The following is a 22,510-nucleotide window of genomic DNA, read 5'->3' on the forward strand; positions in this document are numbered from 1 at the left end:
AGATAGATGTGAACTTAAATCCTTGTATAAAACTTGGTGAGTTTTATCAATAGTTCGTGTAATCTTTAAGCTGGAATCATACCATGTGGGTCGATTACATATTTCCGCGCAGCTCCTTTGTCGAAATCTGCATAACCTTGCGGTGCTTCATTCAAACTGATCACCTGAACATTTACGGCATCGGCAATTTTGATCTTATCATATAGAATAGCGTTCATCAATTGGCGATGGTACTTCATGACAGGACATTGTCCTGTGTGAAAGCAATGTGATTTTGCCCAGCCCAAACCAAACCTGATCTTTAGGTTCCCTTGTTTAGCTGCTCCATCTACCGCTCCGGGATCTTCTGTTACGTACAGTCCCGGAATTCCGATCGCTCCACCAGCACGGGTGATTTCCATTGCCTGATTCAATACCACCGCTGGTTGTTCCTCCGAACTGCCCCCATGCGAATGGGCTCTCGCTTCAAATCCTACACAATCCACAAAACAGTCTACTTCCGGAACACCAACGATGGCAGCAATCTGTTCCGATAGATCTTCACCTGTATTTAAGTTTACCGTTTCGCAGCCAAAACTTTTGGCTTGTGCTAGACGTTCCTCATTTAAATCGCCGACGATTACTACTGCTGCCCCCAACAAATGGCAGCTCGCTGCACATGCCAATCCAACAGGACCAGCACCTGCTACATAGACTACCGAACCTGGACCTACACCTGCAGATACTGCACCGTGAAAGCCCGTAGGGAATATGTCAGACAACATCGTCAGGTCGCGGATATATTCCATCGCCTGTTCATTGTCTGGAAATTTCAACAGATTAAAATCTGCATAAGGTACCATGACATATTCTGCCTGGCCACCAACCCAACCGCCCATATCTACATAGCCATAGGCAGCACCCGGACGTGAAGGGTTTACATTTAGACAGATCCCTGTCTTTCCCTCTTTACAGTTTCGGCATCTTCCGCAGGCAATATTGAAGGGAACAGAAACAATGTCACCGACATTGATGAATTCTACATCCCTTCCTTTCTCGACCACCTGACCTGTAATTTCATGGCCTAAGACCAATCCTGCGGAGGCTGTTGTCCTGCCTCGGACCATATGCTGGTCGGATCCACAAATATTGGTCGAAACGATCTTAAGGATAACCCCATGTTCACACTTGCGGTCTCCCAAGGCCAATTTCGGATAATCTATTTCCTGTACCTGGACCTCACCGGGTCCCATATATACAACACCGTGATTTTGACACATAATAAATAGCTTTAATTAAAAATTGTGGTTTTATTAATCTGCATTATACAGCAGAAGCACCTGCAGCAGCAACCGCATGGTCATCCTCAACGGTACTGCCACTTACGCCCACCGCACCGATAATCTTGCCGCTGGCGTCCTTGATGACAACCCCGCCTGGGAAAGTAATCAAGCCATTATTGGAATGCTCGATGTTATAAAGGGAACCTCCAGGTTGTGATAACTTGCCGATTTCTCCCGTATCCATATTAAAGTATCGAGCAGTTCTCGCTTTCTTCTGTGAAATATCAATAGAACCCAACCAGGCATCATCCATCTTGTTGAAGGCAACTAAATTAGTCCCCGAATCGACAACGGCTATATTCATTTTTACTCCTAATTCCTCAGATTTTTTAAGGGCTGCATCTACAACTTTTCTTGCTTGTTCTAATGTGATGTTACTCATAGCTTATGTTTTTTAAGTTTATAAACATAAAGTTATCCCATAATGGTCTGGATTTGTATAAGTATAGTTTCATTAAGTATTACGATAGTTCCAAAAAATAAATTTAACTTTAGGCTATAGGTAATCCTCCAATACAAATGAACAATACCATTGACTTACTGTCCTTACAGACTCCCGAACACCTACGAAGTGGTCAGGAACACCAAACTCGCTTTGATTGTGGCGAATTTGAAGTCAATATATTTGAAACCTTTCAATCGTCGACCAAAGTCAAGATTACCTATAAAGGGCTCTCTATTTCCAGTATGATCCGTGGGTACAAAACGGTATATACCAAAAAAGGAGAGAGTATTAAGTTCCTGCCCGGAACTTCTTTGATCTTACCTGAAGGGGAAACTATCTATGCTGATTTTCCAGAAGCAGACCTGAAAAATCCCGTACAATGTGCGACTATTCTAATAGGAAAGGATTCCCTAGAGAACCAACTCAAGTTCCTGAATGACAATTATCCTGAAAATGAAAGCTGGAAACTGGATTTCTCTAATTTCCACTTTAATAACAATCCTGGATTGGTACGTGCTTTCAATGAATTGCTCCAAGTAGCCACCCAACAAGATCCGAATATCACTTTGAGCGATCTATTGCTCAAGTCACTCTTGATCAGGATCATGGAGTCCCAAAAAGAACATGAAAAGGAACAAAATAGCCTGACCGCCAATAGCCAGTTGCATGTAATCAAAAACTATATCCGCGAAAATCTGGGACAGACCCTGAATACGGAATTACTGATGAAGATTGGTAACTGTAGCAAGAGTACACTGCACCGCATGTTTGAAGCGTATTGTGGAAAGACTCCCGGTGCCTATATTTTGCAGGAAAGGATGCTCAATGCTCGAAACCTACTCCTACAAGCTGATTCCAATGTTTCTGAAGTTGCCTATAAAACTGGCTTCAGTTCCTTGAGCTATTTCGTAAAACAGTTTAAAGCTTTCCATAACTGTACCCCTGGAGATTTCATCAAGAAATTTGGGAAATAAACCAACTTTTTTTAAAAGTTTAACCTTCTTGCTGGGTTTTGTTTTGACCTGTAAAGCAAGGGTCGAAGCATGCTCGGATTTTCGGAACTGTTTCATACTAAATTGTTTATTAAAAAAATGAAAGATTTGTTGAAAAAGAATATGCAATTCTTAGGTTTAGTGCATCCTATATAAAAGGAAAGTTGAGCTAGTGCTGGCTTCTAACTTAAAATATATATGATTTTTAGCTATGTACATGGATTGAAAATTGTATTTTTAGTTTAGTATCCTTGGAGTGTAAAGCAATTTCAATAACCAACATTCGATCTAATCCAATAGTTATGAGTGAAAAATTCTTAATTGATGAACAGACCTTACAAGATATACAGCTTAGAGATAGGCATAGCCGTACCATTTTAGAATTCTTTGATCATACCATTACTGACGGTGGGATGTTCCATTTAATGGATATTTACTATAATCCTGTATTGGATGTGGCTGTCATCAAGGACCGGCAGATGAAGATCCGTCGTTTAGAACCAGTGGCTGATCAGGATTTTCTGTTTTACAGGGTGATTGTAAAAGATTTGGAAAAATATGTCAAATCCTCACACTCTGGCCGTGCGGCTTCGCTGACCTTGATGGATTTTATCGGCGTAAGAAGTCCTGCTTATTATTATAAGAAAAGGTCAATTCAGGAAGCATGCGACTTTATGATCAAGTGCCGCGACTATTATATGCAGATCAACAAGGATATACAATATCCCGATGTGGAAGAGATCCTTCAATTAATCGAGGATTGCCTTTCCATGATTTTCAAAAAGAAGAAATATGATGCCGATAAATTGCGGATCAATATCTTCAACATCGAGAATTTTGACAAGATGGTCCGTTATACCTTGGCACCAAAGATCAAGAAGATCATTACGTTCTTTTATGAGATCGATGCTTTCTTGTCTGTTGCAAAAGTATCCAAGGCGCATGGATTTTGCTATCCCGAGGTCTATCCCAAAAATCAGACGGGCGTAATAGAGATGAAAGGTGTATATCATATCTTCCATAAACAACCGGTAAAGAATGATGTGAGGATGGCCAGGGATAAAAAGATCTGGTTTTTGACCGGAGCTAACATGGCCGGTAAATCATCCATTATCAAAACAATTTCATCTGCACTTTATTTGACCCATATTGGTTTCCCAGTTCCGGCAGATTCCATCAAGACGGATTTGATCGATGGCGTCTTTACCAGTATTAACCTTCAAGATAATCTAGAAATGGGCTATAGCCATTTTTATGTGGAGGCGATGCGTTTAAAAACAATTGTGGACCAATTGCCTAAGGATTCCAATGCGGTTATCATTTTGGATGAGCTGTTTAAAGGTACCAACCACAGTGATGCTTCCAACGCGATATTAAAGGTGTTGCAGAATTTAGCCGAAGTGGATGGGCCCTATGTTATCGTATCGTCCCATATCACGGAGCTGTCCAAGGAACTTGAGCATATTCCATCTGTTGGATTCTTTAAGATGAATATTGAAAGCGATCCTGAAGGCTTGCCTATTTTTACCTATAAGATCAAGGAGGGAGTTGCAGAAGAAAAATTGGGCATGTGGCTGTTGAAGAAGAGTGGTGCATTTGACTCCATTGATAAGATCAAGAATACCGAGACAACAGCTTCTTAATGAGTTATAAAAGGCCTACAAACGAGGTAACATAATTATTTCAGAAAAAACACCTTCAAATATCATGGAGGTGTTTTTTATTCGTTAAATTTAGAGTAACTTATTCCCAAGGCATTTGCTGATCGGCAGCTCAATGCTTGAATAAACCTAAATCATAGCTGTATGAAAAGATTCATTCCGAGATTCGAAATGCTAGCCCTTCTGGCGGTTCTTTCCTTTCTGTTTTTTTCCTGTACGGGACAATCTAAACCTGTGGAAAATAAGCTGGAGGAAGCTGAAAATATGGAAGTAGGCGTAGGTCTGTATTCATTTAATCGATTCCCTTTTGAAAAATCAGTCGAAATGGCAAAAGGAACCAATGCCCAAAAAGTGGAAGGTTTTTCCTTTCATAATTTAGGGGGTCGGTTCGGGGGGAAAGTTATAGCAAACCTATCAGATGAAGAACTCTCGATGATGAAAGGCATTTTGGATAGCAATCAGGTTCAGATGGTTTCCATGTATGCCGATGGAAAAACGATAGAAGACTGGGAACAATTATTTAAGCAAGGCCAAAAGTTGGGCTTACAGTTTTTGGTTGGGGAACCTGATCCATTGTTACTAGATAAAATCAATGAATTGGCAGGACAATATAAGCTACCCTTGGCCATTCATGAGCATGCCAAAGGACTGAGTCGCTATTGGCATCCCGACAGTGCGATGGCAGCCGTAGAAGGACGAGAGCATCTCAAAATCTGCGCAGATATTGGTCATTGGGTACGAAGCGGACTCGATCCAGTGGAATGCTTGCAAAAAGTAGAGCACAAATTATTGAGCTTGCATGTCAAAGATCTGGATGGTAGTGGGAATATGGAGGCGAAAGACGTGGCCATAGGAGCAGGAGTGATAGATTATGATAAAGTATTTGCTGAATTAAAGCGTCAGGATTTTTCTGGAGAAATCTTTATTGAATGTGAGCATAATTGGGATAATAATTTTGAGGAAGTAAAAGAATCCGTAAATTATATGAGGCAAAAAGCTAAATAAACCTATTGATAACAATAAGCTACGACATATGAAACTAAGAAGCAAAGAATGGTTTGCTAGAAAAGGCAAGGATGGCTTTATCTATCGTGCATGGATGAAGAACCAAGGTATTCCAGCAGATATGTTTGAAGGAAAGCCTGTAATAGGCATCTGTAATACATGGTCAGAACTGACGCCATGCAATGCCCATCTTCGTGATTTGGCAGAAGCAGTTAAAAAAGGCGTTCTGGAAGCAGGAGGGTTTCCGCTTGAGTTTCCGGTGATGTCCTTGGGGGAAACCTTGATGAAGCCAACCGCTATGTTGTTCAGGAACCTCGCCAGTATGGACGTCGAAGAATCCATCCGTGCGAATCCGATGGATGGAGTTGTGTTATTGGTAGGCTGTGACAAGACAACACCCTCATTGGTGATGGGAGCCTGTAGTGTGGATCTTCCGAGCATTGTGGTTTCAGGTGGAGCCATGTTGACCGGTAAATTTAGAGGTAAGGATATCGGGACCAGTGATGTTTGGCGATTTGCAGATGACTCTAAAAAAGGACTGGTATCTGAAGAAGAGATGAATATGGCCGAAGCAGGGATGTGCCGTAGTATTGGCCACTGTGCAGTCATGGGAACAGCGTCAACCATGGCCGGAATGGTAGAGTCCTTAGGCATTACCTTAGCAGGCAATGCGGCAATACCTGCCGCAGATTCCAGAAGAAAGGTGTTGGCAAGGATGTCGGGAAGAAGGATCGTGGAAATGGTCAAGGAAAACCTGAAATTATCCGATGTCCTGAAACGCGAAGCTTTTGAGAATGCGATCAAGGTGAATGCCGCTATTGGTGGTTCTACCAATTTTGCTATTCACTTGATGGCCATTGCTGGTAGAATCGGCGTGGACTTGAACCTGGAAGATTTTGATCATTTCTCGAAAGATATTCCCTTGGTTGCCAATCTACAACCTTCAGGAAAGTATTTCATGGAAGACCTGTATTATGCGGGCGGTATACCGGCTGTGATGAACAGTATCAAAGGTTCATTGCATGCTGATATTTTAACGGTCAGTGGAAAGACCGTTGCCGAGAATATACAAGACCACAAGAGCCTGAACGATGATGTGATCTCGACGAAAGAAAACCCATTCAATCCTATTTCAGGTATTGTAGTCCTCAAGGGGAACCTCTGTGAGAATGGGGCTGTTTTGAAACCTTCAGCTGCAACACCTGAATTGATGAAGCATACGGGGAAAGCTGTTGTTTTTGAAGATATTGAAGATTATAAGAAAAGGATAGATTCGGATGATCTCGATGTTGATGCCAATTCGGTTTTAGTCCTGAAAAATGTAGGCCCAAAGGGCTATCCGGGCATGCCTGAGGTCGGCAATATGGGGATTCCGAAGAAGTTGCTCGATGTCGGAGTGACGGATATGGTCAGAATATCGGACGGGCGTATGAGTGGTACCGGTTTTGGTACGGTGGTTTTGCATGTGTCTCCTGAATCTGCCATAGGGGGTACCTTGGCTTTGGTTCAAAATGGGGACCTGATCGAGTTGGATGTGGAAGCTAGGAAATTGAATCTATTGCTAGATGATGCAGAATTGGATAGTAGAAGGAAAAATTTAAAATTAAATCTCAATCAATTTACCCGTGGGTATTGTAAGTTATATGTGGACCATGTGGAGCAGGCTCATTTAGGAGCAGATCTGGACTTTCTAAAAGGAGGTTCTGGTAGTGAGGTGCTTCGAGATTCCCATTAACAGGGGTTAAAAGAAATTATATGGAACAAAAAAGATTTGTAAATAAAACTGCAATCGTTACGGGAGCCGGTAAAGGCATAGGCTTTGAAATAGCTAAAAATTTGATTTTGGAAGGGGCTACCGTAATTTTAAATGATGTAGATCCAGATTTGTGTGATGAAGCTACCGCCAAACTCAATGAAATCGGCACCTGTTATTCCTTTGCAGGCGATGTGTCTGAAGCTAGCTTTAACAAGGACCTTGTTGACTTTGCAGTATCAAAGACGGGGACTTTAGATGTGGTAATGGCCAATGCTGGTATTACCTTGTTTGGGAGCTTCCTGGAGTATAAGGCGGAAGATTTATATAAAGTGCTACAGGTCAATATTGGTGGCACTTTCTTTTTGGCCCAAGCTGCCGGTAAATATTTTATTGAACAAAAGAAGAGAGGTAGCATTCTGTTTACTTCTTCGGTGACAGGGCATCAGGCCCATAAGGAGCTTGCAGCCTATGGAATGACCAAAGCTGCGGTAGAATTATTGGCGAAACACTTGGTCTTGGAGCTCTCCCCTTATGGGATCAATGTCAATGCCGTAGCCCCAGGGGCAACCTTGACCGAAAGGACCATGGAGGATCCGAAATATAAAAAGACCTGGGCTCATTTGACACCAATTGGTTCTGCGGCATATCCAAGCGATATTGCGCAGACAGCACTCTTCCTGGTCAGTGAACAGGCAAGACATATTACGGGACAGACGATAGTGGTAGATGGTGGTTGGTCTGCTGTAAGTCCATCCCCATTTTGAGAATGAAAATAGGTTATGAAAATAAATTCAGTGTAAAAGTTAAAAACAGATTGATTATGGAAAACAGAAAGTTGAGGATGGGCATGATCGGCGGGGGACAAGGGTCTTTTATTGGTGCAGTACATCGTTCTGCAGCCTTATTGGATGGGAAGATTGATTTGGTGTGCGGAGCATTCAGTTCGCGGCCAGAGGTTTCTGCCCAATCCGGAAAAGATTTGGCCTTGCCGGCAGACCGTGTTTATTCTTCTTTTCAAGAAATGATCGAAAAGGAAAAGGAATTGCCTGAGGATATCAGGATGGATTTCGTTTCCATAGTAACACCCAACCATGCCCATTTTGAACCAGCCGTGCTCGCTCTGAGAAATGGTTTCCATGTCGTAATCGATAAACCGGTAACATTTACCTTAGAAGAAGCTAAGGCCTTGGCAAAAGTAGTGGAAGAAACGGGCTTAATGTTAGCCCTGACCCACACTTATGTGGGGTACCCCATGGTTAAACAAGCCAAAGACTTAGTTGAAAAAGGTTTGATAGGCAAGATCCGCAAGGTTTTTGTGGAATATCCGCAAGGTTGGTTGACCAAGGGGATAGAGAATTCTGGCAGTGTGCAGGCAGCATGGCGTACTGACCCGCAAAGAAGTGGGAAAAGTGGATGTATGGGTGATATTGGAACCCATGCGGCACATTTGGCAGAACATATTTCTGGTTTGAAAATAACACATCTATGTGCCAATTTGAATATTTATGGAACTGATCGCGTCATCGATGATGACGGTGATGTCCTGTTGAAATTTGAGGATGGCGCCACGGGTGTATTAAGTGCATCGCAGGTGGCTACTGGTGAAGAAAATGCGTTGAAAATCCGCATTTATGGGGAAAAGGCAGGATTGGAATGGAAACAGGAAGAGCCTAATTCCCTGTTCGTCAAATGGGATAATCAACCGATTCAGATTTATAGGACTGGCGGGAACCAGGTATATCAGATGTGCGAGGCAACTGGAGCATTCACCAGAACTCCAACAGGACATCCAGAAGGCTATATTGAAGCTTTTGCCAATATCTACCAATCTTTTGCAGCTCGATTGTTACAAAAGATCACAGGCAACCATGCTGAAATCGCTTTTCCAGCTTATCCAGATATTGAAGAAGGTATTCGAGGTATGTTATTTATTGATCGGGTTTTGGAATCCAATGAGTCCGAAGCAAAATGGACAGCATTTTAATACAAAAAACTCATCATTTGATGAGTTTTTTCTTTTTATTGCCCGTTTATCCGCTTAAAATAATAAGCCAAAATTATATCATAAAAACATGAATTATTTCATTGTATTTTAGCGGATTAATTATTAATTTTTAGTCTGAAATATAATCTTAAATTATTAAATAATTTCTATAATAAAAATTTTATAAATTATTAATAATCAGTTTGTTGTAATTGTTATTATTGGTTAATTTGATAGAATAGCATGAATTTTTATTTATCTTTAAGCCTCTAAACTGATCAATTATGCTAAACAGAAAGGAATGCCAGCTTTCGATAAGGCAATGGCAATCATCGAAAGGCAATATAAATGAAATATTGAGGGTTTTTCCTCCTCATTTCATGTTTTCTGTAACTGAAGAGAGTAGCAGCTGGGTTCTGAAGAATAATGAAAACGAATGTTTTGTTATCAAAATGGGTATACATGATGATAAAGCGATCGTGATATTCTATCCTTTAGATAAAGAAGGTAATGAGATTGAGTTAAAAGAATATCCTTTTTCCTATTTAGGTCCATTGGAGGCTGAAATAAAATTTGTCGAGCAGGAGGTCAAGACCCAAACGAAAGTAGCGGTGTTATCCTGTGATCTAAAGGTTACCTCACGGGTCATTGAGGAGTCACAGCCCCTATATCAACATCAGATAGAATGTCAGGATACGATATTGGAGCAGGTTGAGGACTGGAGAAATGAGTCGGCTGATTGGTTTTTTTAACAGATCAAGGAAACCAAAGGGGAAAGTATTTTCAATTTATTCCATGTACCGATAGAGGATCTAGAGGGTGGAAATCGGGATATTGTAGGCTTATTTGCTTTAAAATATTCAAAAATATATTCAGAGGTGCTACCAACCATTATTTTCGTCCATCATGAAGGGACAGTTTTGGGAAATTCAAAATTGCATTCCATCCAGACGAATTTGTACAATTGGTCGCAGCCTTGTCCACCATTTTGTAAACCAAAAGGTGGTTAAACCATTTTATGAAATTTAATTATGCTCTTTTTTTACTTGACAATTGGTTTGTCCAATGTCATGTTGTTGCTAGCGAGTCTTTGGAATATTAAGTACCATTTTGAGTTCAGTACCCCAGCAAGAAACCTTAGGTATTTCCTTCTTTTTCTCTTGGGGATCGAACTTGTTTCGAAACTGTTGATCTATGTTTTCTCTGTAGGGAAAACGGAGTTTTTGTTCAATATTTTTGTTGCCGGTGAACTCTTATTATTAACGAATTTTACCAATAGTATTGTATCTAAGAAAAGCAGGCTGTCCATGGTTTACCTGGCACTGTTTTTATTTTTAATAGGAGGTGCTACTATTCATAATTTCATTCAGGTAGTGACCTGGATGAAATGGATAAAACCAATCTCCAATATTATTATAGTTTTTGAATTAGGCAGGTGTTTATTGCATGCATTGAAATCGGATTTTAAAGTGAATAATCCTGGTCTCTTCCATGTTTTGTTTGCCCTATTGCTCTATTACTTTGTGTCGACTATACTGTTTTTGATTTTAAATCAATTGAGTAACCTAAAGATCGAGTATGCTGGCTATCTATGGTCAATAAACAACATTCTGTCCTGTAGCTTATATGCCGTATGTCTGTATTACTTTTTTTCGTTTCAAAAATCTACATCGAAATCTATGAGATAATCATCTTATTGGTTTTGGCCATAATGATTGTGCTTTTTGTGATCGTCCTGTATAATCAATACTACAAGAAAATCCAGGAAGAGAATGATCTGCGGCACCAACAGGAGCTAAAGTTTCAGACAGAGACGAAGGCTCTTGCCATCAAAACGCAGGAGGAGGAAAGGAAACGGATTGCAAGGACATTGCATGACGAAATTGGCAATAAATTGCAGGTGCTTAAACTGAATTTAATTTCCAACAAAGATCAGATTGAGGCTCAGCAATATGTAGGCCTGAGTGACAAGATTGACCAGCTGATAGATTCAGCAAGGGAGATTTCGCACCGGATGTATCCCGTGAACCTAGAATATTTTGGCTTGATCTTGACCTTGGAGGAATTGAAGCAAAATTTGATTGGATATGAGGTGGAACTATATCTGCATCAACAGTATCAGGAAAGACCCTTAGATTTTGAAGTTCAGATCTATCGGGTAATCTTGGAATTTGTCAGCAACACCATAAAACATGCTAAAGCGAATAAGATTTCGATCTTGGTCCGTGACGGCAATTATTTTCTCAGTTTTCTCTTAAAAGATAATGGGAAGGGCTTTGAAAAGATAAATTCTAATGGGATGGGGGTTTCCAATATTAGCAATCGGGTAGAATTATTGGATGGTAAATCCAAATTGAGTTCGGCTCTGGGCAAGGGAACTCGGCTGATGATGGTGTTTCCAAAAATGGCGGTATAATGAGTGAAATGAAAATTGCATTGATGGATGATGAGTCCTTATTTATTGAAGGACTGAGTATGCTGATAGGAAAGATCCCTAATTGTCAGGTAATCTATAAGAATACAGACCCAAGTACCCTGATCGCTGATTTCATGGCCATGGATGAAAACCTGTTGCCAGATATCTTGCTTTTGGATATTCAGATGGAACCTATTTCAGGTTTGGTGCTCGTGGAACAACTCTTGCCAAGCTTTCCTAAAGTGAAGATCTTGATTTTATCCTCCCATTATAAGTCTAATATGATTGGGCATATGCTGAAATTGGGGGTTTCAGGTTTTCTACCTAAAGTTATTGATATTGAAACATTGCAACTGGCCCTAGAAACGGTGTATAACACTGGAGTGTATGTTACAGCTTCAGATTACCAATTGCTGCACCAATACCTCAATAATCCCAATAAGAAGGTATCCTTTGACCTGAAGGACCAATTGACCGACCGAGAAATTGAAGTCATCCGATTGATCTGTGAGGAATATACCAATATTGAAATCGCAGAACAGTTATTCCTTAGCAAAAGGACCGTTGAAAGTCATAGGCAGCGAATCCTGGATAAATTGGGGCTTAAAAACACCGTTGGTCTGGTGATCTATGCCTTAGCGAATGAATTGTTCGTTCCCAAGAAATAAGCATTCCGTATAAATACCTAATTGCAACTTGCCGTTTTTGTGCTCTAAAAAACAGGGGCGAGGTTCATTAACTTTGAGGTATCAAGTTCAATAAAATAGTTAATTGCTAAGAATCTAAGACCAATCTGTTATGACACGTGAATTGAATAAGAAACCAGAAGCAAATGTAGAGACAAAAGGATCTACCTTTTGCGATCCGAATTTGACCAATTATATCAACAGTATTGTAGCTTATAAATTTTTGTACAATGATTATCTAGAAGACCTGAATTCTGGACATGCAGAAATCAAGGTCAGGGCAGAGAGCTATTGGCAAGATAATCTAGCGAACTTGGAAGGAAATATCAAGATTGCATTTCAGAAAATGATCGCTTGCAAAAGCAAGTTTATCGATGATGCCCTATATATTTTCGAAAATACAATTCGGGATAATAAACGGATCAACCTCTATGGGTGATACCCATATTCAAATGTACCATACCATGTTTATTCAGGCTCTGAGCAGCTAATTATTTTGCCTGAGTAATTTATTAACTAAGTAATAATGTTAAAGTTCCTAACGGTCAGTTTAGGAACTTTTTTTTTGATGGAAGGTCGTAAAATGCGAAAGGAAAATTACCTACATTTGATGTTGTAACCAATTAGAAACCAATGAAAACGAACCCTAAAAAGAGGAAAAATGCTGATTTGTTTTTTCTCATCTGCATGCCTATTTGTTTGCTGTTCTCCAATTTAGGCTATGCGCAAGAGGCTGTCAATGCTCAGATTACTCAGCATTCTCGGGATGGGAAAGCGAAATATGATGCCGGACAGTATTCTGCGGCAATATCAAGTTATACATCAGCCTTGAATTTGAAAGCGGTAGATTCCATTTACCTTAATCTTGCGGCAGCCTATTATCTGAATGGGGATTATGGAAAGGCTATGGATGCCATCAATTCGGGCCTAAGCCTAAAGCCCAACAATACCGGTCCATATCTTAAGTTAAGAGGAGAAACCTATTATGTTTTGAATAATATTGATGCTGCCATCGCTGAATATGATGAGATCATTAAGGTTGAAAGCGATTGTGTGCCTTGTTTTATCAATAGAGGCAAATACAAAACAGATATTGGTGAATTTGATGATGCCATTGCGGATTTTACTCAGGCGATATCATTGTCTGACACTTCCTCAGTAGCCTATTATCAAAGGGCAAACGCCAAATTCATCATTCAGGATTTTGAAGGAGCCTTAGAAGATGCGGAGAAATCCATTGCACTCAATCCGAAAAACAGTTCGTCTTTTTTTACGAAAGGACTCGTTAATACAGTGATGGAAGACTATAAGTCAGCCCTTAGTGCCTTTTACAAGGTTAGTGAACTTAGTCCAACTTTTGAGCCGGCCTATCTTGGGCGTGCCTATATTTTTGGGAGAACGAAGGAATATTTGGAGGCCGTAAAAGAGTTAAATCAAGCAATTGCCTTTAATCCTAGGAAATATGAATCTTTTATGAACAGAGGGACGATGTATTATTTTATGGGGGACTATACAACGAGTTTAAAGGATTTCAGTAAAGCCATTGAGATGAAACCTTCGGAAGAGGAACTTTATTTTAGAAGATCGAAAGTATATAATGCCAATAAAATGTACAATGAGGCACTAACTGACCTGAATAAGGCCATAGAAATGAATCCTGACTTTTATGACTATTATTTTCTTAGGGCAAATAATTATGAAGCCCTAAATAAGTTTGATCTTGCATTGAAAGACTATAATGTAGCCCTTGAAATGAACCCATTAGATTACAGGGTATTCAGGATGAGAGCTGGCCTGTACAAGAAATTAAACAAGACCACAGAAGCTGAGGCTGATCTTGAAAAAGCAAATGAATTGGAAACAAAAAGTCAGAATTAGCTATTATTGTAGGAAACACAACTTTTAATATCATGAAGATCAAATTCCTGATTTTTTCCTGCCTGTTATTTTTAAGTTCTTGTTCTGTTAACAAAACAGATCAGCAAAAGCTAAGTAATACCATTGAAATTGGGGAGTATGAATTTGATTTTCCTGCCGATTTCAAAAAGGTAGAGATGCAGGGAATTGATTCCTATGTAGGCCATGTCGTAGGGGATAGTATCAAGTTTTATTTTGATTATGGTTGGTACTCCAATAGCTTGAATGAGAGAGAACAAAGTATGCAATATTATGTGGAAAAGGACAGTTCGAATCACCTGTACAGCAAGGTGCTTTGGCCGAAGGAGTCTGTGGTTGGTATTACGGGCATCCATGTCAGAAGAATGCCAGAGACTGTAGAGGAAAAGGTGCAAAATTCTTTAACGCTGACGGCGGACTCCCTAAATGCTCAACAGCAGGAATTGGCCAAACGTATTTTTAAGACAGTAAGATTAAAGGACAAGAAGAAGGATTAATTGATAATTATCGCATTCGGGTCTCTGTGGATCTTTGCTAGGTTTTCCCGCCAACGCTGCAATTCTTCTGGACTGAGCCTGGGCCAATCGGAAATTTCAGCTATGATTTTCAATGCAGCTGTACTACGGTAAGATTGGGTAGGGTTACCGGGGAATTTCTTGTCGGTAACATTTGGGTCATCCTCAAAATCGCCAGTAAGTTCTACCATGTAAACACGAGGTTCCGCATCTCCAGGAGCTAGTTCAGCTGCCAATCCCGCACCATTCACCTGCTGGGTAAAATAGATTTGATTCATGATTACGTCTGGATGGTAGTTTGATTTTCTTCCAGCAGTCAGGAGGTCGCCAACTTTTAAATCGGCTTTTGTGCCATGATAAAACGGGCCGTAATTGCCTTTTTTCAAGTCTTTAGCATACATGAATAGTAAGTTTAATTTTTAGGATTTTATATTCTTTAGAACGCTTTATTTTTCATCATATTATTTCAAAAAATAATTATCTTTATCTTGCTTTAGAGGAAATCCTTTAATCCAATAATTTATTTCAAACCGACCTTTTTCCTTAAAATTGAAGGGTCCTAAACCTATGTCAAATAACATGTCAAAATCAATCCATTCGGTATTTTGCCGGCTTTCTATTCTTACTGTCCTGATTTGTATGTTGCTGCAAAGTGCTTCATCTGCAGTAGCAAAAACCATGTACATCCAACTTAAAGTCTATCATTTTCAGCAGGCCCATCAAGAACAACAATTAGATCAATATCTCAGTAATGCCTATTTGCCAGCTCTGCATAAGTTTGGATTTAAGAAAGTTGCGGTTTTTAAACCGTTGAAGAATAATGAAAATGCTGATAAACTGATTTATGTCCTAACTTATTCAGATCGATTGGAAAACTTTGCCAAGTTGGATGTTAATTTGGAAAAGGATAAGCAATATCAGGAAGCTGGAAAGTCATATTTAGATTTAGCACATAACAATCCGCCATTTCAAAGAATAGAAACTATTTTGATGCGTGCCTTTGATGGAATGCCATTTGTGGAATTACCTAAACTGAAATCTGATAAGAGTGAAAGGGTATATGAATTAAGAAGCTACGAAGGTCCAACTGAAAAGCTTGCTGCCAATAAGGTTTCCATGTTCAATAATGGAGAGATCGATATTTTTAAGAAATTGAACTTCAATGCTGTGTTCTACGGCCAGGTTATCGCTGGCAGTACAATGCCTAACCTGATGTATTTGACAACATTTGAGGATATGGCTGATCGTGATGAGCATTGGAAGGCTTTTGGACCGCTTTATAAGCCTATGAGTGAAATGCCGCAATATCAGAACAATGTTTCTAAAAACGTGACTATCTTATGTACACCTACTGCTTATTCTGATTATTAGGGGTAGAACATTGATATTTCCAAAAAAACCAGTGCTAATAAATCTATTGGGTTCACTTGTTTAAACAAAAGTCGTTTTATATTTTTATAAAACGACTTTTGTTTTTAACAGAGATTTTGAATCTGTAAAACTATAAATCCGGGTTTGAAAATTGACCTCTAATCCTTTTTCCCGACTTGGTATTTCACCTAATTATTCACTATTTATGAGAACAAAGATTCCTTTTATTCATTATTGGTATTTCACATTTTTCTTTATTACGGTTCTATCTTGCCAGAAAGATAAGATTTCACCTGAATTATCTACAGAAAATGAGTTGGTTAGTTTCGGTTTTGATACTGATAAACAGACAAGCTTATTGTTTGATATTGAAACAGAGATCATAGGCGATACCATTTTTGCCCATGCCCTAGTAGGTACAAATGTTCAGGCATTGGTTCCTGACTTTGAACATATAGGTGCTAAGGTTACGGTTGATAATGTTGAGCAGACCAGCGGAAAGAGTAAACAGGACTTTTCTAAATTGGTAAAATATACATTCGCCGCTGAAAATGGTGAAACAAAAAGCTATATAGTCAAATTTGTTGATACAGGGATTCCTGCTATATATCTCTCTACCAATGGAAAGCCGATTGAAAGCAAAGATGATTATGTCAGCGGTAGCCTAAAAATAACAACTGGCTTTGAAGGAAAGGTCGTTTATGAAGGTGTTACGGAAGTTAAAGGCCGAGGTAATTCTACTTGGGGAATGCCTAAAAAGCCATATAGAATTAAGTTAGATAAAAAGGCTGCCCTATTGGGTATGCCAGCTGATAAAAGTTGGGCATTATTGGCCAATTATGGCGATCAATCGCTATTACGTAATGAAATAGCCTTTGAGGTCAGCAAGAGATTAGATATGGGCTATTCACCTCGACAACAATATGTAGAACTGTTTTTAAATGGGGAGTTTATGGGGAATTATACTTTAACCGAACATATCAAAGAGGGGAGCGATAGGGTAGCCATCGATGAGGACAATGGGGGTTTTATCCTTGAAGGTGATGGATATGCCTATTCTGAACCGGTACATTTTATTACCGATCAGAATATGCCGGTAACAGTGAAATTTCCCGATGAAGATGAAATTACTCCTGCCCAATTGGATTATATCACCAAGTATGTGGGAACTTTTGAGAACAGTCTGTACAAAATAGGAGATCAAGCAAATTCCAATTATCAAGATTATTTTGATTTAACAAGTTTTGTGAATTACTATCTGGCTAATGAGTTATGTGGTAATTCGGATATGCTTTGGAGTATGAGAATGTACAAGAAGAGCAGTTTGGATCCCAAGATTTATGTAGGTCCAGTGTGGGATTTTGATCTAGCCTTTAATAATGATAAGCGTCTCGGTAATAGCCAAGAGGTAATGATGCTCCAAAGGGCTCATGAGCCAAGAGCATGGATGAACAAGTTAATGATAGATCCTGATTTCAAGAAATTGGTGAGAACACGCTGGAAAGAAGTAAAATCGAAAATGGAGTCCATGCCTGAGTTTATAGATCAGCGGGCTAAAAAGATCAATTATAGTCAGAAATATAATTTTAAACGCTGGGATGTTTTGGGCAAAAACATCAATCAAAGTTGGTATGTAGGGGTAACCCATCAAGACTATGTGAATTTTGTTCGTAATTATGTATCAAAAAGAATAACATGGCTGGATGGGGTAATCAATGGGCCTCAGTTTGACTAGCCTTAAAATAGGTAATGTATAATCAGTAACCCGATTAATAATAGTAGGATTCGGTTGTTCCGAAAAGGGATTTGATTTGAATGGAATAAAAGGCTTCAACCTCGTTGAAGCCTTTTTAAATTTAAGATTTTTACAATTCAGCTGATTGTTGCCAGATATTTATTCCGCCATCTTTTGCATACTGGTCGATTTGCCTTAATTCAGCATCGGTAAACTCAAGATTTTTTATTGCTCCGACACAATCTATTACCTGTTGGACTTTACTCGCACCAATCAAGGCAGAAGTTACTTTGCCTTTTTTCAATACCCAGGAGATTGCCATCTGTGCTAGGGTCTGGTTTCTGTTTGCGGCGATTTCATTTAATGCCCAGATGTTTTTTAAGTTTTCTTCTGAAAGGAAATTCTTATTTAAGGATTTATCCTGATTCGCACGACTATCCTGAGGGACCTCATTTAGATATTTATTCGTCAACATTCCTTGAGCAAGAGGAGAGAAGACAATTGAACCCAGTCCTAAATCTTCCAAAGTGTCCAATAATCCGTCGTCCTCAACCCATCTGTTTAACATGGAATAGCTAGGTTGATGAATAATAAATGGAGTACCCAGGGACTTTAGGATATCATAAGCCTCTTTTGTCCTTTGGGCATTATAGGAAGAAATACCAACATATAAAGCTTTTCCAGAGCGCACTATTTGGTCTAGGGCCATCATTGTCTCTTCCAATGGTGTATGAGGGTCGAAACGATGGGAATAGAAAATGTCAACATAATCCAATCCCAATCTTTTCAAGGATTGATCACAACTAGCTATCAGGTATTTTCTGCTTCCCCATTCACCATATGGACCTGGCCACATTTGATAGCCAGCTTTGGAAGAAATGATCAATTCATCCCGAAGGCCGGCAAACTCTTCTTTTAAAATCTTTCCGAAAGCCATTTCAGCACTTCCAGCTGGAGGGCCATAATTATTCGCAAGATCAAAGTGGTTTATCCCTAGGTCAAATGCTGTGGTACAGATCTCGACCTTTTTGCTGTGTGGCGTGTCATCTCCGAAATTATGCCATAATCCTAAGGAAATCGCCGGTAAATGTAAGCCGCTTTTTCCACAGCGGTTATAGATCATCTTATCATAACGATCACTTTTTGGTTTCCAGTCCATGGTTTTTATCAGTTTATTGCGTTAAGTTTTCGTTCCAAGGGATGATATTTCGAGAAGAATCGCCTTTAGAACCATACTAATTTAGCATTTATTGCTGGTTTTGAGCCTATAAAATGCCATTATCATGTTAAGGTAATTCTATCTTCTCTTTCCCTAAACATACAGACCATGATTTTTAATTTAAAGCAATTTTTCTGACTTTTAGGAATCACTAATGGTTAATAACATGAAGAAAATATTCTCAAAAAGCATTGTTCTGGTCCTTTTTCTGGCATTTACATTCCAATCTTGTACTCAAAATAATCAGCAAGGGAAGACTAATGGTGCATTGTCAGACAGTACCGATGCGGTAACAAAAGATACAATTGTAGGAACTACGGATAAAAATCCGGGAAATCTTCAATTGTCAGATAAGAAAGTTAAATTTCTATGGCGAGAAAAGAAATATAATGAGGAAGTGAAGGCAGATGTCAGCAGTATTGTCCTCAATGAAGATTACATCAAGACCATTTCAGATCCAGAAAAAGCTGTTTTAGGATTGATAGCAACCTTTGTAGGCAATGAATGTGCTTGGGATGGCGATGCGAAGGAAGATAGGAGCAATCTAAAATGTAAGATCCTTTGGGCTCTAGATCTAGGATATCAATGTTCTTCAAAGCAAATGGATTTTCTAAGGCAATGGTTCCGCGCAGAACCTAAGATCCTGGAGGAATTAAAGAACTGTCCTACAACACCTGATGGAGCAACTATTCAAGATACGTTTGATGAAATTAATCTAGAGGTAAAGGGCAATCAAATATTGGTTTCTTTTAAAGCTAATGGAATAAATCTGAGGGATGCAACATCATGGAACTGGACTGAGGACCATACCTATGAATTAAGAGGAGATGAGTTGTTTTTAATCAACAAAAATGTATCTGAGAAAAAACAGAGTAAGATTTCTGTTGGTGAAAACTAAAAGTAATAGAAAAGAGAAGCTCCCCGATGCATGGCGTATGGGGAGCTTAGCAAGTTCTCGGACCTTAAACCCAATGAGATCATAAAATTGGTTGAATTGAAAAAAAGCTGCCGAATTAATCTTACTTAAAAAGTTTACGGTTTCCCAAATTGCCAACATGGTCGGCTTTTCTGAACCGTCCAATTTTTCCAGGGACTTTCATAAACATTTTGGTCTTCGTCCAAGTAATTTCACCAATAGAATGGGCAATAACTTTGTATCCTAAAAAAGGAAAAATACTTTGTTTATGTTTGTTATATCAACACAAAGCGTTATGAAAAACTTTCTGAATATTACCCTGTTACTCCTTTTTTCCATTTTAAGCAGTAATGCTTTTTCTCAGCAAATGGAAAAGAAGAGCAAGAAGTGGAAATTAGTCTGGCAAGACGAGTTCGATTATGAAGGGCTGCCGGACTCCACAAAATGGAGTTTTGATACCAAGGGAAATGCATATAACTGGGGTAACAATGAAGCACAGCATTATACTGATAAGGACTCGTCAAATGCGTATGTCAAGAATGGATTCTTGACCATTACAGCGAAGCGTGAGGAAATTGATAATAAGAAATATAGCTCAGCGAGATTGCGCTCCTTACATAAAGGGGATTGGAAGTATGGACGTTTTGTTATTAGGGCAAAGGTTCCTACCGGACGTGGTACTTGGCCTGCTATCTGGATGATGCCCTCAGCAGACACCTATGGAGGCTGGCCAAAGAGTGGTGAAATCGATATAATGGAATATGTAGGCTCACATCCTGATTCAGTATTGGGAACCGTCCATACAGAAAGCTATAACCATGTCATTGGAACCCACAAAGGAAAATCCACCTTCCTGCCCGATGCTCATAAAAAGTTTCATACCTATGTTTTGGAATGGGATGCCAATGAAATCAAGATCTTTGCTGATAAGAAACTCTATTTCACTTTTAAGAATGAAGGAAAAACAGCAGCTGAATGGCCATTTGACCAAAAATTTCACTTGCTACTCAATTTAGCTATAGGCGGGGGACTTGGTGGGCAGAAAGGAATAGATGATAAGTTATTCCCACATCATTTTGTCATCGATTATGTCAGGGTTTATCAACGTTAGGTGAACCCAATAAAATAGGCCATGATAATTTTATATCATGGCTTTTTATTATATAAATAGTTCTAATTCAGCTTTGTGTACACCGTCAGGTGTAGTGTAGAAAGGTCTTCCTTCGACCACCACATTTTTTTGCGGATCAATTCCAAGAGCATGGTAAATGGATTGATGGATCCTTTCAATACGAATAGGTTTTTCAATCGTTTTGCAAGGCCTTTCATCTGCTGTTTTGCCATAAACAAAACCTTTTTTGACACCTCCGCCGAACATGAGGATGGAACTCCCATCCGTAAAATGCCTGTGCATTCCATAATTCTTAATGTCGTTGATGATATCCGGCTGGTCAACTTGATGCAAAACCTCTGCACCTGGTCTTCCTTCCATCACCATGTCGCGACTGAATTCACTGGCAATTATCACCAAGGTACGGTCTAAATGTCCCGAACGATCCAAATCTTTCAATAATTGAGCGATTGGAGCGTCAATCAGTTTCTTCATGTCCTTGGCTCTGGTATGACCATTTTCATGGGTATCCCAGCCCATAAAAGGTTCATATTCACTGGTCACCGAAATAAAACGGGCACCTTGTTCCACCAATCTGCGAGCCATCAGGCAGCCTAATCCAAATTTACCCGTGTTATAGATATCGTACGTTTCTTTAGGCTCCTCAGATAGGTCGAAGGCCTTTGCCTCCGGAGATTTAAGCAGCCTGTAGGCCTGCTCCATGGACCGCTTGAAGGATTCCTTTTGGTAATCACTGCCAAGGTCTCCGATAGCGTTTTTCCCTAAGAGTTCATTGTACAATTGGTTGCGGCGTTCGAACCTACTGAATGACATGCCCGCGGGTGGTTTTACAGAATCTAGACCAGATGAAGGATCAGGAATCATAAAAGGACCAAATTCACTGCCCAATATTCCGGCCGTATGAAAAGCTTTTAGCTCCTCGGCTTCTCCTACGGTCATACGTTGCCCTATATTGATAAAGGCGGGTATTACGGGGTTTTTCGGCCCCAATTCCTGGGCGATCCAAGAACCTATATGTGGTGCAGCAACCGTTTGGGGTGGTTCATAGCAGGTATGCCAATGATATTGATGCCTAGAATGCAGGATATGACCTAAATCTGCAGCCATGTATGAACGTATCAGGGTTCCTTTATCCATCATGGCAGCAATTGACTCCAAGCCTTCAGAAAATTCAATTCCATCCAATGCAGTGGGGATAGATTTAAACGTGCTCAAAACCTTATTGGAGTCAAGTCCCTTTTCATATGGGGTATATCGCTTTGGGTCAAAAGTTTCGGTATGTGCCATTCCTCCTGCCATCCATAAAAGAATTACCGAATCAGCAGTTCCTGTCATATTGCCTGAACAGGAGGATAATAATGCAGAAAGGGGAGAGCCAGCAGCCAAAGCTGCCAAGGTCCCAACACCGGCAGTACGCAAAAAATCCCTTCTGTTATAATTCAGTTTCATGATCTATAGA

The 22,510-nt window shown here is 39.7% G+C and carries 22 protein-coding genes and 1 pseudogene; 18 read left to right on the forward strand and 5 right to left on the reverse strand.

The features are described 5' to 3' along the window. Nucleotides 1-65 precede the first annotated feature (65 nt). On the reverse strand, nucleotides 66-1,259 hold the full coding sequence (gene fdhA / locus NMK93_RS06460) for a formaldehyde dehydrogenase, glutathione-independent (protein WP_185211556.1): 1,194 nt from the start codon (nucleotides 1,257-1,259) through the stop codon (nucleotides 66-68). Nucleotides 1,260-1,302: 43 nt separating this feature from the next. Next, nucleotides 1,303-1,704, reverse strand: coding sequence for a heme-binding protein (locus tag NMK93_RS06465; RefSeq protein WP_185211557.1), 402 nt, complete (start codon nucleotides 1,702-1,704; stop codon nucleotides 1,303-1,305). Between the two features lie 137 nt (nucleotides 1,705-1,841). Here NMK93_RS06465 and NMK93_RS06470 point away from each other — a divergent pair, with 137 nt between their 5' ends. The 13 genes from NMK93_RS06470 (at nucleotide 1,842) to NMK93_RS06530 (ending at nucleotide 14,660) form a co-directional block, all read left to right on the forward strand. Further along, the gene (locus NMK93_RS06470) at nucleotides 1,842-2,741 is read left to right on the forward strand and encodes an AraC family transcriptional regulator (RefSeq protein WP_254528499.1); all 900 of its coding nucleotides are present in this window, start codon (nucleotides 1,842-1,844) and stop codon (nucleotides 2,739-2,741) included. A 320-nt stretch (nucleotides 2,742-3,061) separates the two neighbouring features. Beyond that, nucleotides 3,062-4,402 (forward strand): hypothetical protein, encoded by a 1,341-nt coding sequence (locus tag NMK93_RS06475; RefSeq protein WP_254528501.1) that lies wholly within the window; start codon nucleotides 3,062-3,064, stop codon nucleotides 4,400-4,402. Between the two features lie 162 nt (nucleotides 4,403-4,564). After that, nucleotides 4,565-5,425: a sugar phosphate isomerase/epimerase gene (locus tag NMK93_RS06480; RefSeq protein WP_254528503.1), complete on the forward strand. Its 861-nt coding sequence runs from the start codon at nucleotides 4,565-4,567 to the stop codon at nucleotides 5,423-5,425. Between the two features lie 28 nt (nucleotides 5,426-5,453). Beyond that, the gene (locus tag NMK93_RS06485) at nucleotides 5,454-7,160 is read left to right on the forward strand and encodes an IlvD/Edd family dehydratase (RefSeq protein WP_254528505.1); all 1,707 of its coding nucleotides are present in this window, start codon (nucleotides 5,454-5,456) and stop codon (nucleotides 7,158-7,160) included. A 20-nt stretch (nucleotides 7,161-7,180) separates the two neighbouring features. Further along, nucleotides 7,181-7,945 carry an SDR family NAD(P)-dependent oxidoreductase gene (locus NMK93_RS06490; RefSeq protein ID WP_254528506.1) on the forward strand — a complete coding sequence of 255 codons (765 nt, stop codon included), beginning with the start codon at nucleotides 7,181-7,183 and terminating at the stop codon, nucleotides 7,943-7,945. 56 nt (nucleotides 7,946-8,001) lie between these two features. Further along, a complete protein-coding gene (locus NMK93_RS06495) occupies nucleotides 8,002-9,165 on the forward strand; it encodes a Gfo/Idh/MocA family protein (protein ID WP_254528508.1) in 1,164 nt (387 codons plus the stop codon). A gap of 284 nt (nucleotides 9,166-9,449) precedes the next feature. Then, the gene (locus NMK93_RS06500) at nucleotides 9,450-9,917 is read left to right on the forward strand and encodes a hypothetical protein (RefSeq protein ID WP_254528510.1); all 468 of its coding nucleotides are present in this window, start codon (nucleotides 9,450-9,452) and stop codon (nucleotides 9,915-9,917) included. A gap of 279 nt (nucleotides 9,918-10,196) precedes the next feature. After that, a complete protein-coding gene (locus NMK93_RS06505) occupies nucleotides 10,197-10,853 on the forward strand; it encodes a hypothetical protein (protein WP_254528512.1) in 657 nt (218 codons plus the stop codon). Next, on the forward strand, nucleotides 10,799-11,581 hold the full coding sequence (locus tag NMK93_RS06510; RefSeq protein WP_254528514.1) for a sensor histidine kinase: 783 nt from the start codon (nucleotides 10,799-10,801) through the stop codon (nucleotides 11,579-11,581). Before NMK93_RS06505 ends, NMK93_RS06510 begins: the two co-directional genes overlap by 55 nt. Next, nucleotides 11,581-12,249: a response regulator transcription factor gene (locus NMK93_RS06515; RefSeq protein ID WP_254528516.1), complete on the forward strand. Its 669-nt coding sequence runs from the start codon at nucleotides 11,581-11,583 to the stop codon at nucleotides 12,247-12,249. Before NMK93_RS06510 ends, NMK93_RS06515 begins: the two co-directional genes overlap by 1 nt. A 130-nt stretch (nucleotides 12,250-12,379) precedes the next feature. Continuing rightward, complete coding sequence (locus NMK93_RS06520) at nucleotides 12,380-12,706, forward strand: hypothetical protein (protein ID WP_254528518.1); 327 nt, start codon at nucleotides 12,380-12,382, stop codon at nucleotides 12,704-12,706. A gap of 194 nt (nucleotides 12,707-12,900) precedes the next feature. After that, nucleotides 12,901-14,145, forward strand: a complete 1,245-nt coding sequence (locus NMK93_RS06525; protein WP_254528520.1) for a tetratricopeptide repeat protein — start codon at nucleotides 12,901-12,903, stop codon at nucleotides 14,143-14,145. A gap of 32 nt (nucleotides 14,146-14,177) precedes the next feature. Then, nucleotides 14,178-14,660: a hypothetical protein gene (locus tag NMK93_RS06530; RefSeq protein WP_185217143.1), complete on the forward strand. Its 483-nt coding sequence runs from the start codon at nucleotides 14,178-14,180 to the stop codon at nucleotides 14,658-14,660. On the opposite strand, the gene arr is transcribed toward NMK93_RS06530, so the two are convergent. After that, nucleotides 14,657-15,079 (reverse strand): NAD(+)--rifampin ADP-ribosyltransferase, encoded by a 423-nt coding sequence (arr, locus tag NMK93_RS06535; RefSeq protein WP_254528522.1) that lies wholly within the window; start codon nucleotides 15,077-15,079, stop codon nucleotides 14,657-14,659. The genes NMK93_RS06530 and arr overlap by 4 nt on opposite strands. A gap of 178 nt (nucleotides 15,080-15,257) precedes the next feature. On the opposite strand from arr, the gene NMK93_RS06540 reads away from it, so the two are divergent. Together NMK93_RS06540 and NMK93_RS06545 are read left to right on the forward strand one after the other, a co-directional pair. Further along, complete coding sequence (locus tag NMK93_RS06540) at nucleotides 15,258-16,049, forward strand: NIPSNAP family protein (protein WP_254528524.1); 792 nt, start codon at nucleotides 15,258-15,260, stop codon at nucleotides 16,047-16,049. Nucleotides 16,050-16,254: 205 nt separating this feature from the next. Next, nucleotides 16,255-17,784, forward strand: a complete 1,530-nt coding sequence (locus NMK93_RS06545; RefSeq protein WP_254528526.1) for a CotH kinase family protein — start codon at nucleotides 16,255-16,257, stop codon at nucleotides 17,782-17,784. A gap of 130 nt (nucleotides 17,785-17,914) precedes the next feature. Here the strand turns inward: NMK93_RS06545 and mgrA are convergent, their stop codons facing one another. After that, entirely contained in the window at nucleotides 17,915-18,943 is a 1,029-nt protein-coding gene (mgrA, locus tag NMK93_RS06550; protein WP_254528528.1) for an L-glyceraldehyde 3-phosphate reductase, read from the reverse strand. Between the two features lie 226 nt (nucleotides 18,944-19,169). Here mgrA and NMK93_RS06555 point away from each other — a divergent pair, with 226 nt between their 5' ends. From NMK93_RS06555 to NMK93_RS06560, 3 genes and pseudogenes are all read left to right on the forward strand, one after another. Further along, nucleotides 19,170-19,901 (forward strand): hypothetical protein, encoded by a 732-nt coding sequence (locus NMK93_RS06555; protein ID WP_254528531.1) that lies wholly within the window; start codon nucleotides 19,170-19,172, stop codon nucleotides 19,899-19,901. Nucleotides 19,902-20,016: 115 nt separating this feature from the next. Then, nucleotides 20,017-20,166, forward strand: a pseudogene (locus NMK93_RS19790) (helix-turn-helix domain-containing protein); the annotation flags it as partial. Between the two features lie 48 nt (nucleotides 20,167-20,214). Then, nucleotides 20,215-21,030, forward strand: coding sequence for a family 16 glycosylhydrolase (locus tag NMK93_RS06560; RefSeq protein WP_185217137.1), 816 nt, complete (start codon nucleotides 20,215-20,217; stop codon nucleotides 21,028-21,030). Nucleotides 21,031-21,078: 48 nt separating this feature from the next. Here NMK93_RS06560 and NMK93_RS06565 read toward each other — a convergent pair whose 3' ends face one another. After that, the gene (locus tag NMK93_RS06565; protein WP_254528535.1) at nucleotides 21,079-22,500 is read right to left on the reverse strand and encodes a DUF1501 domain-containing protein; all 1,422 of its coding nucleotides are present in this window, start codon (nucleotides 22,498-22,500) and stop codon (nucleotides 21,079-21,081) included. Between the last annotated feature and the right edge of the window lie 10 nt (nucleotides 22,501-22,510).

The sequence above is a fragment of the Sphingobacterium sp. LZ7M1 genome, assembly GCF_024296865.1.
Lineage (GTDB): Bacteria > Bacteroidota > Bacteroidia > Sphingobacteriales > Sphingobacteriaceae > Sphingobacterium.

Excerpts from the sequence above, each read along its gene's own strand:
- NMK93_RS06530 (WP_185217143.1), top strand. The coding sequence starts at position 14,178 with ATGAAGATCAAATTCCTGATTTTTTCCTGCCTGTTATTTTTAAGTTCT.
- NMK93_RS06475 (WP_254528501.1), top strand. The coding sequence starts at position 3,062 with ATGAGTGAAAAATTCTTAATTGATGAACAGACCTTACAAGATATACAG.
- NMK93_RS06495 (WP_254528508.1), top strand. The coding sequence starts at position 8,002 with ATGGAAAACAGAAAGTTGAGGATGGGCATGATCGGCGGGGGACAAGGG.
- NMK93_RS06470 (WP_254528499.1), top strand. The coding sequence starts at position 1,842 with ATGAACAATACCATTGACTTACTGTCCTTACAGACTCCCGAACACCTA.
- NMK93_RS06545 (WP_254528526.1), top strand. The coding sequence starts at position 16,255 with ATGAGAACAAAGATTCCTTTTATTCATTATTGGTATTTCACATTTTTC.
- NMK93_RS06500 (WP_254528510.1), top strand. The coding sequence starts at position 9,450 with ATGCTAAACAGAAAGGAATGCCAGCTTTCGATAAGGCAATGGCAATCA.
- NMK93_RS06565 (WP_254528535.1), bottom strand. The coding sequence starts at position 22,500 with ATGAAACTGAATTATAACAGAAGGGATTTTTTGCGTACTGCCGGTGTT.
- NMK93_RS06465 (WP_185211557.1), bottom strand. The coding sequence starts at position 1,704 with ATGAGTAACATCACATTAGAACAAGCAAGAAAAGTTGTAGATGCAGCC.
- NMK93_RS06560 (WP_185217137.1), top strand. The coding sequence starts at position 20,215 with ATGAAAAACTTTCTGAATATTACCCTGTTACTCCTTTTTTCCATTTTA.
- mgrA (WP_254528528.1), bottom strand. The coding sequence starts at position 18,943 with ATGGACTGGAAACCAAAAAGTGATCGTTATGATAAGATGATCTATAAC.
- NMK93_RS06520 (WP_254528518.1), top strand. The coding sequence starts at position 12,380 with ATGACACGTGAATTGAATAAGAAACCAGAAGCAAATGTAGAGACAAAA.
- NMK93_RS06510 (WP_254528514.1), top strand. The coding sequence starts at position 10,799 with ATGTCTGTATTACTTTTTTTCGTTTCAAAAATCTACATCGAAATCTAT.
- arr (WP_254528522.1), bottom strand. The coding sequence starts at position 15,079 with ATGTATGCTAAAGACTTGAAAAAAGGCAATTACGGCCCGTTTTATCAT.
- NMK93_RS06525 (WP_254528520.1), top strand. The coding sequence starts at position 12,901 with ATGAAAACGAACCCTAAAAAGAGGAAAAATGCTGATTTGTTTTTTCTC.
- NMK93_RS06540 (WP_254528524.1), top strand. The coding sequence starts at position 15,258 with ATGTCAAAATCAATCCATTCGGTATTTTGCCGGCTTTCTATTCTTACT.
- NMK93_RS06515 (WP_254528516.1), top strand. The coding sequence starts at position 11,581 with ATGAGTGAAATGAAAATTGCATTGATGGATGATGAGTCCTTATTTATT.
- NMK93_RS06485 (WP_254528505.1), top strand. The coding sequence starts at position 5,454 with ATGAAACTAAGAAGCAAAGAATGGTTTGCTAGAAAAGGCAAGGATGGC.
- NMK93_RS06490 (WP_254528506.1), top strand. The coding sequence starts at position 7,181 with ATGGAACAAAAAAGATTTGTAAATAAAACTGCAATCGTTACGGGAGCC.
- NMK93_RS06480 (WP_254528503.1), top strand. The coding sequence starts at position 4,565 with ATGAAAAGATTCATTCCGAGATTCGAAATGCTAGCCCTTCTGGCGGTT.
- NMK93_RS06505 (WP_254528512.1), top strand. The coding sequence starts at position 10,197 with ATGCTCTTTTTTTACTTGACAATTGGTTTGTCCAATGTCATGTTGTTG.
- fdhA (WP_185211556.1), bottom strand. The coding sequence starts at position 1,259 with ATGTGTCAAAATCACGGTGTTGTATATATGGGACCCGGTGAGGTCCAG.
- NMK93_RS06555 (WP_254528531.1), top strand. The coding sequence starts at position 19,170 with ATGAAGAAAATATTCTCAAAAAGCATTGTTCTGGTCCTTTTTCTGGCA.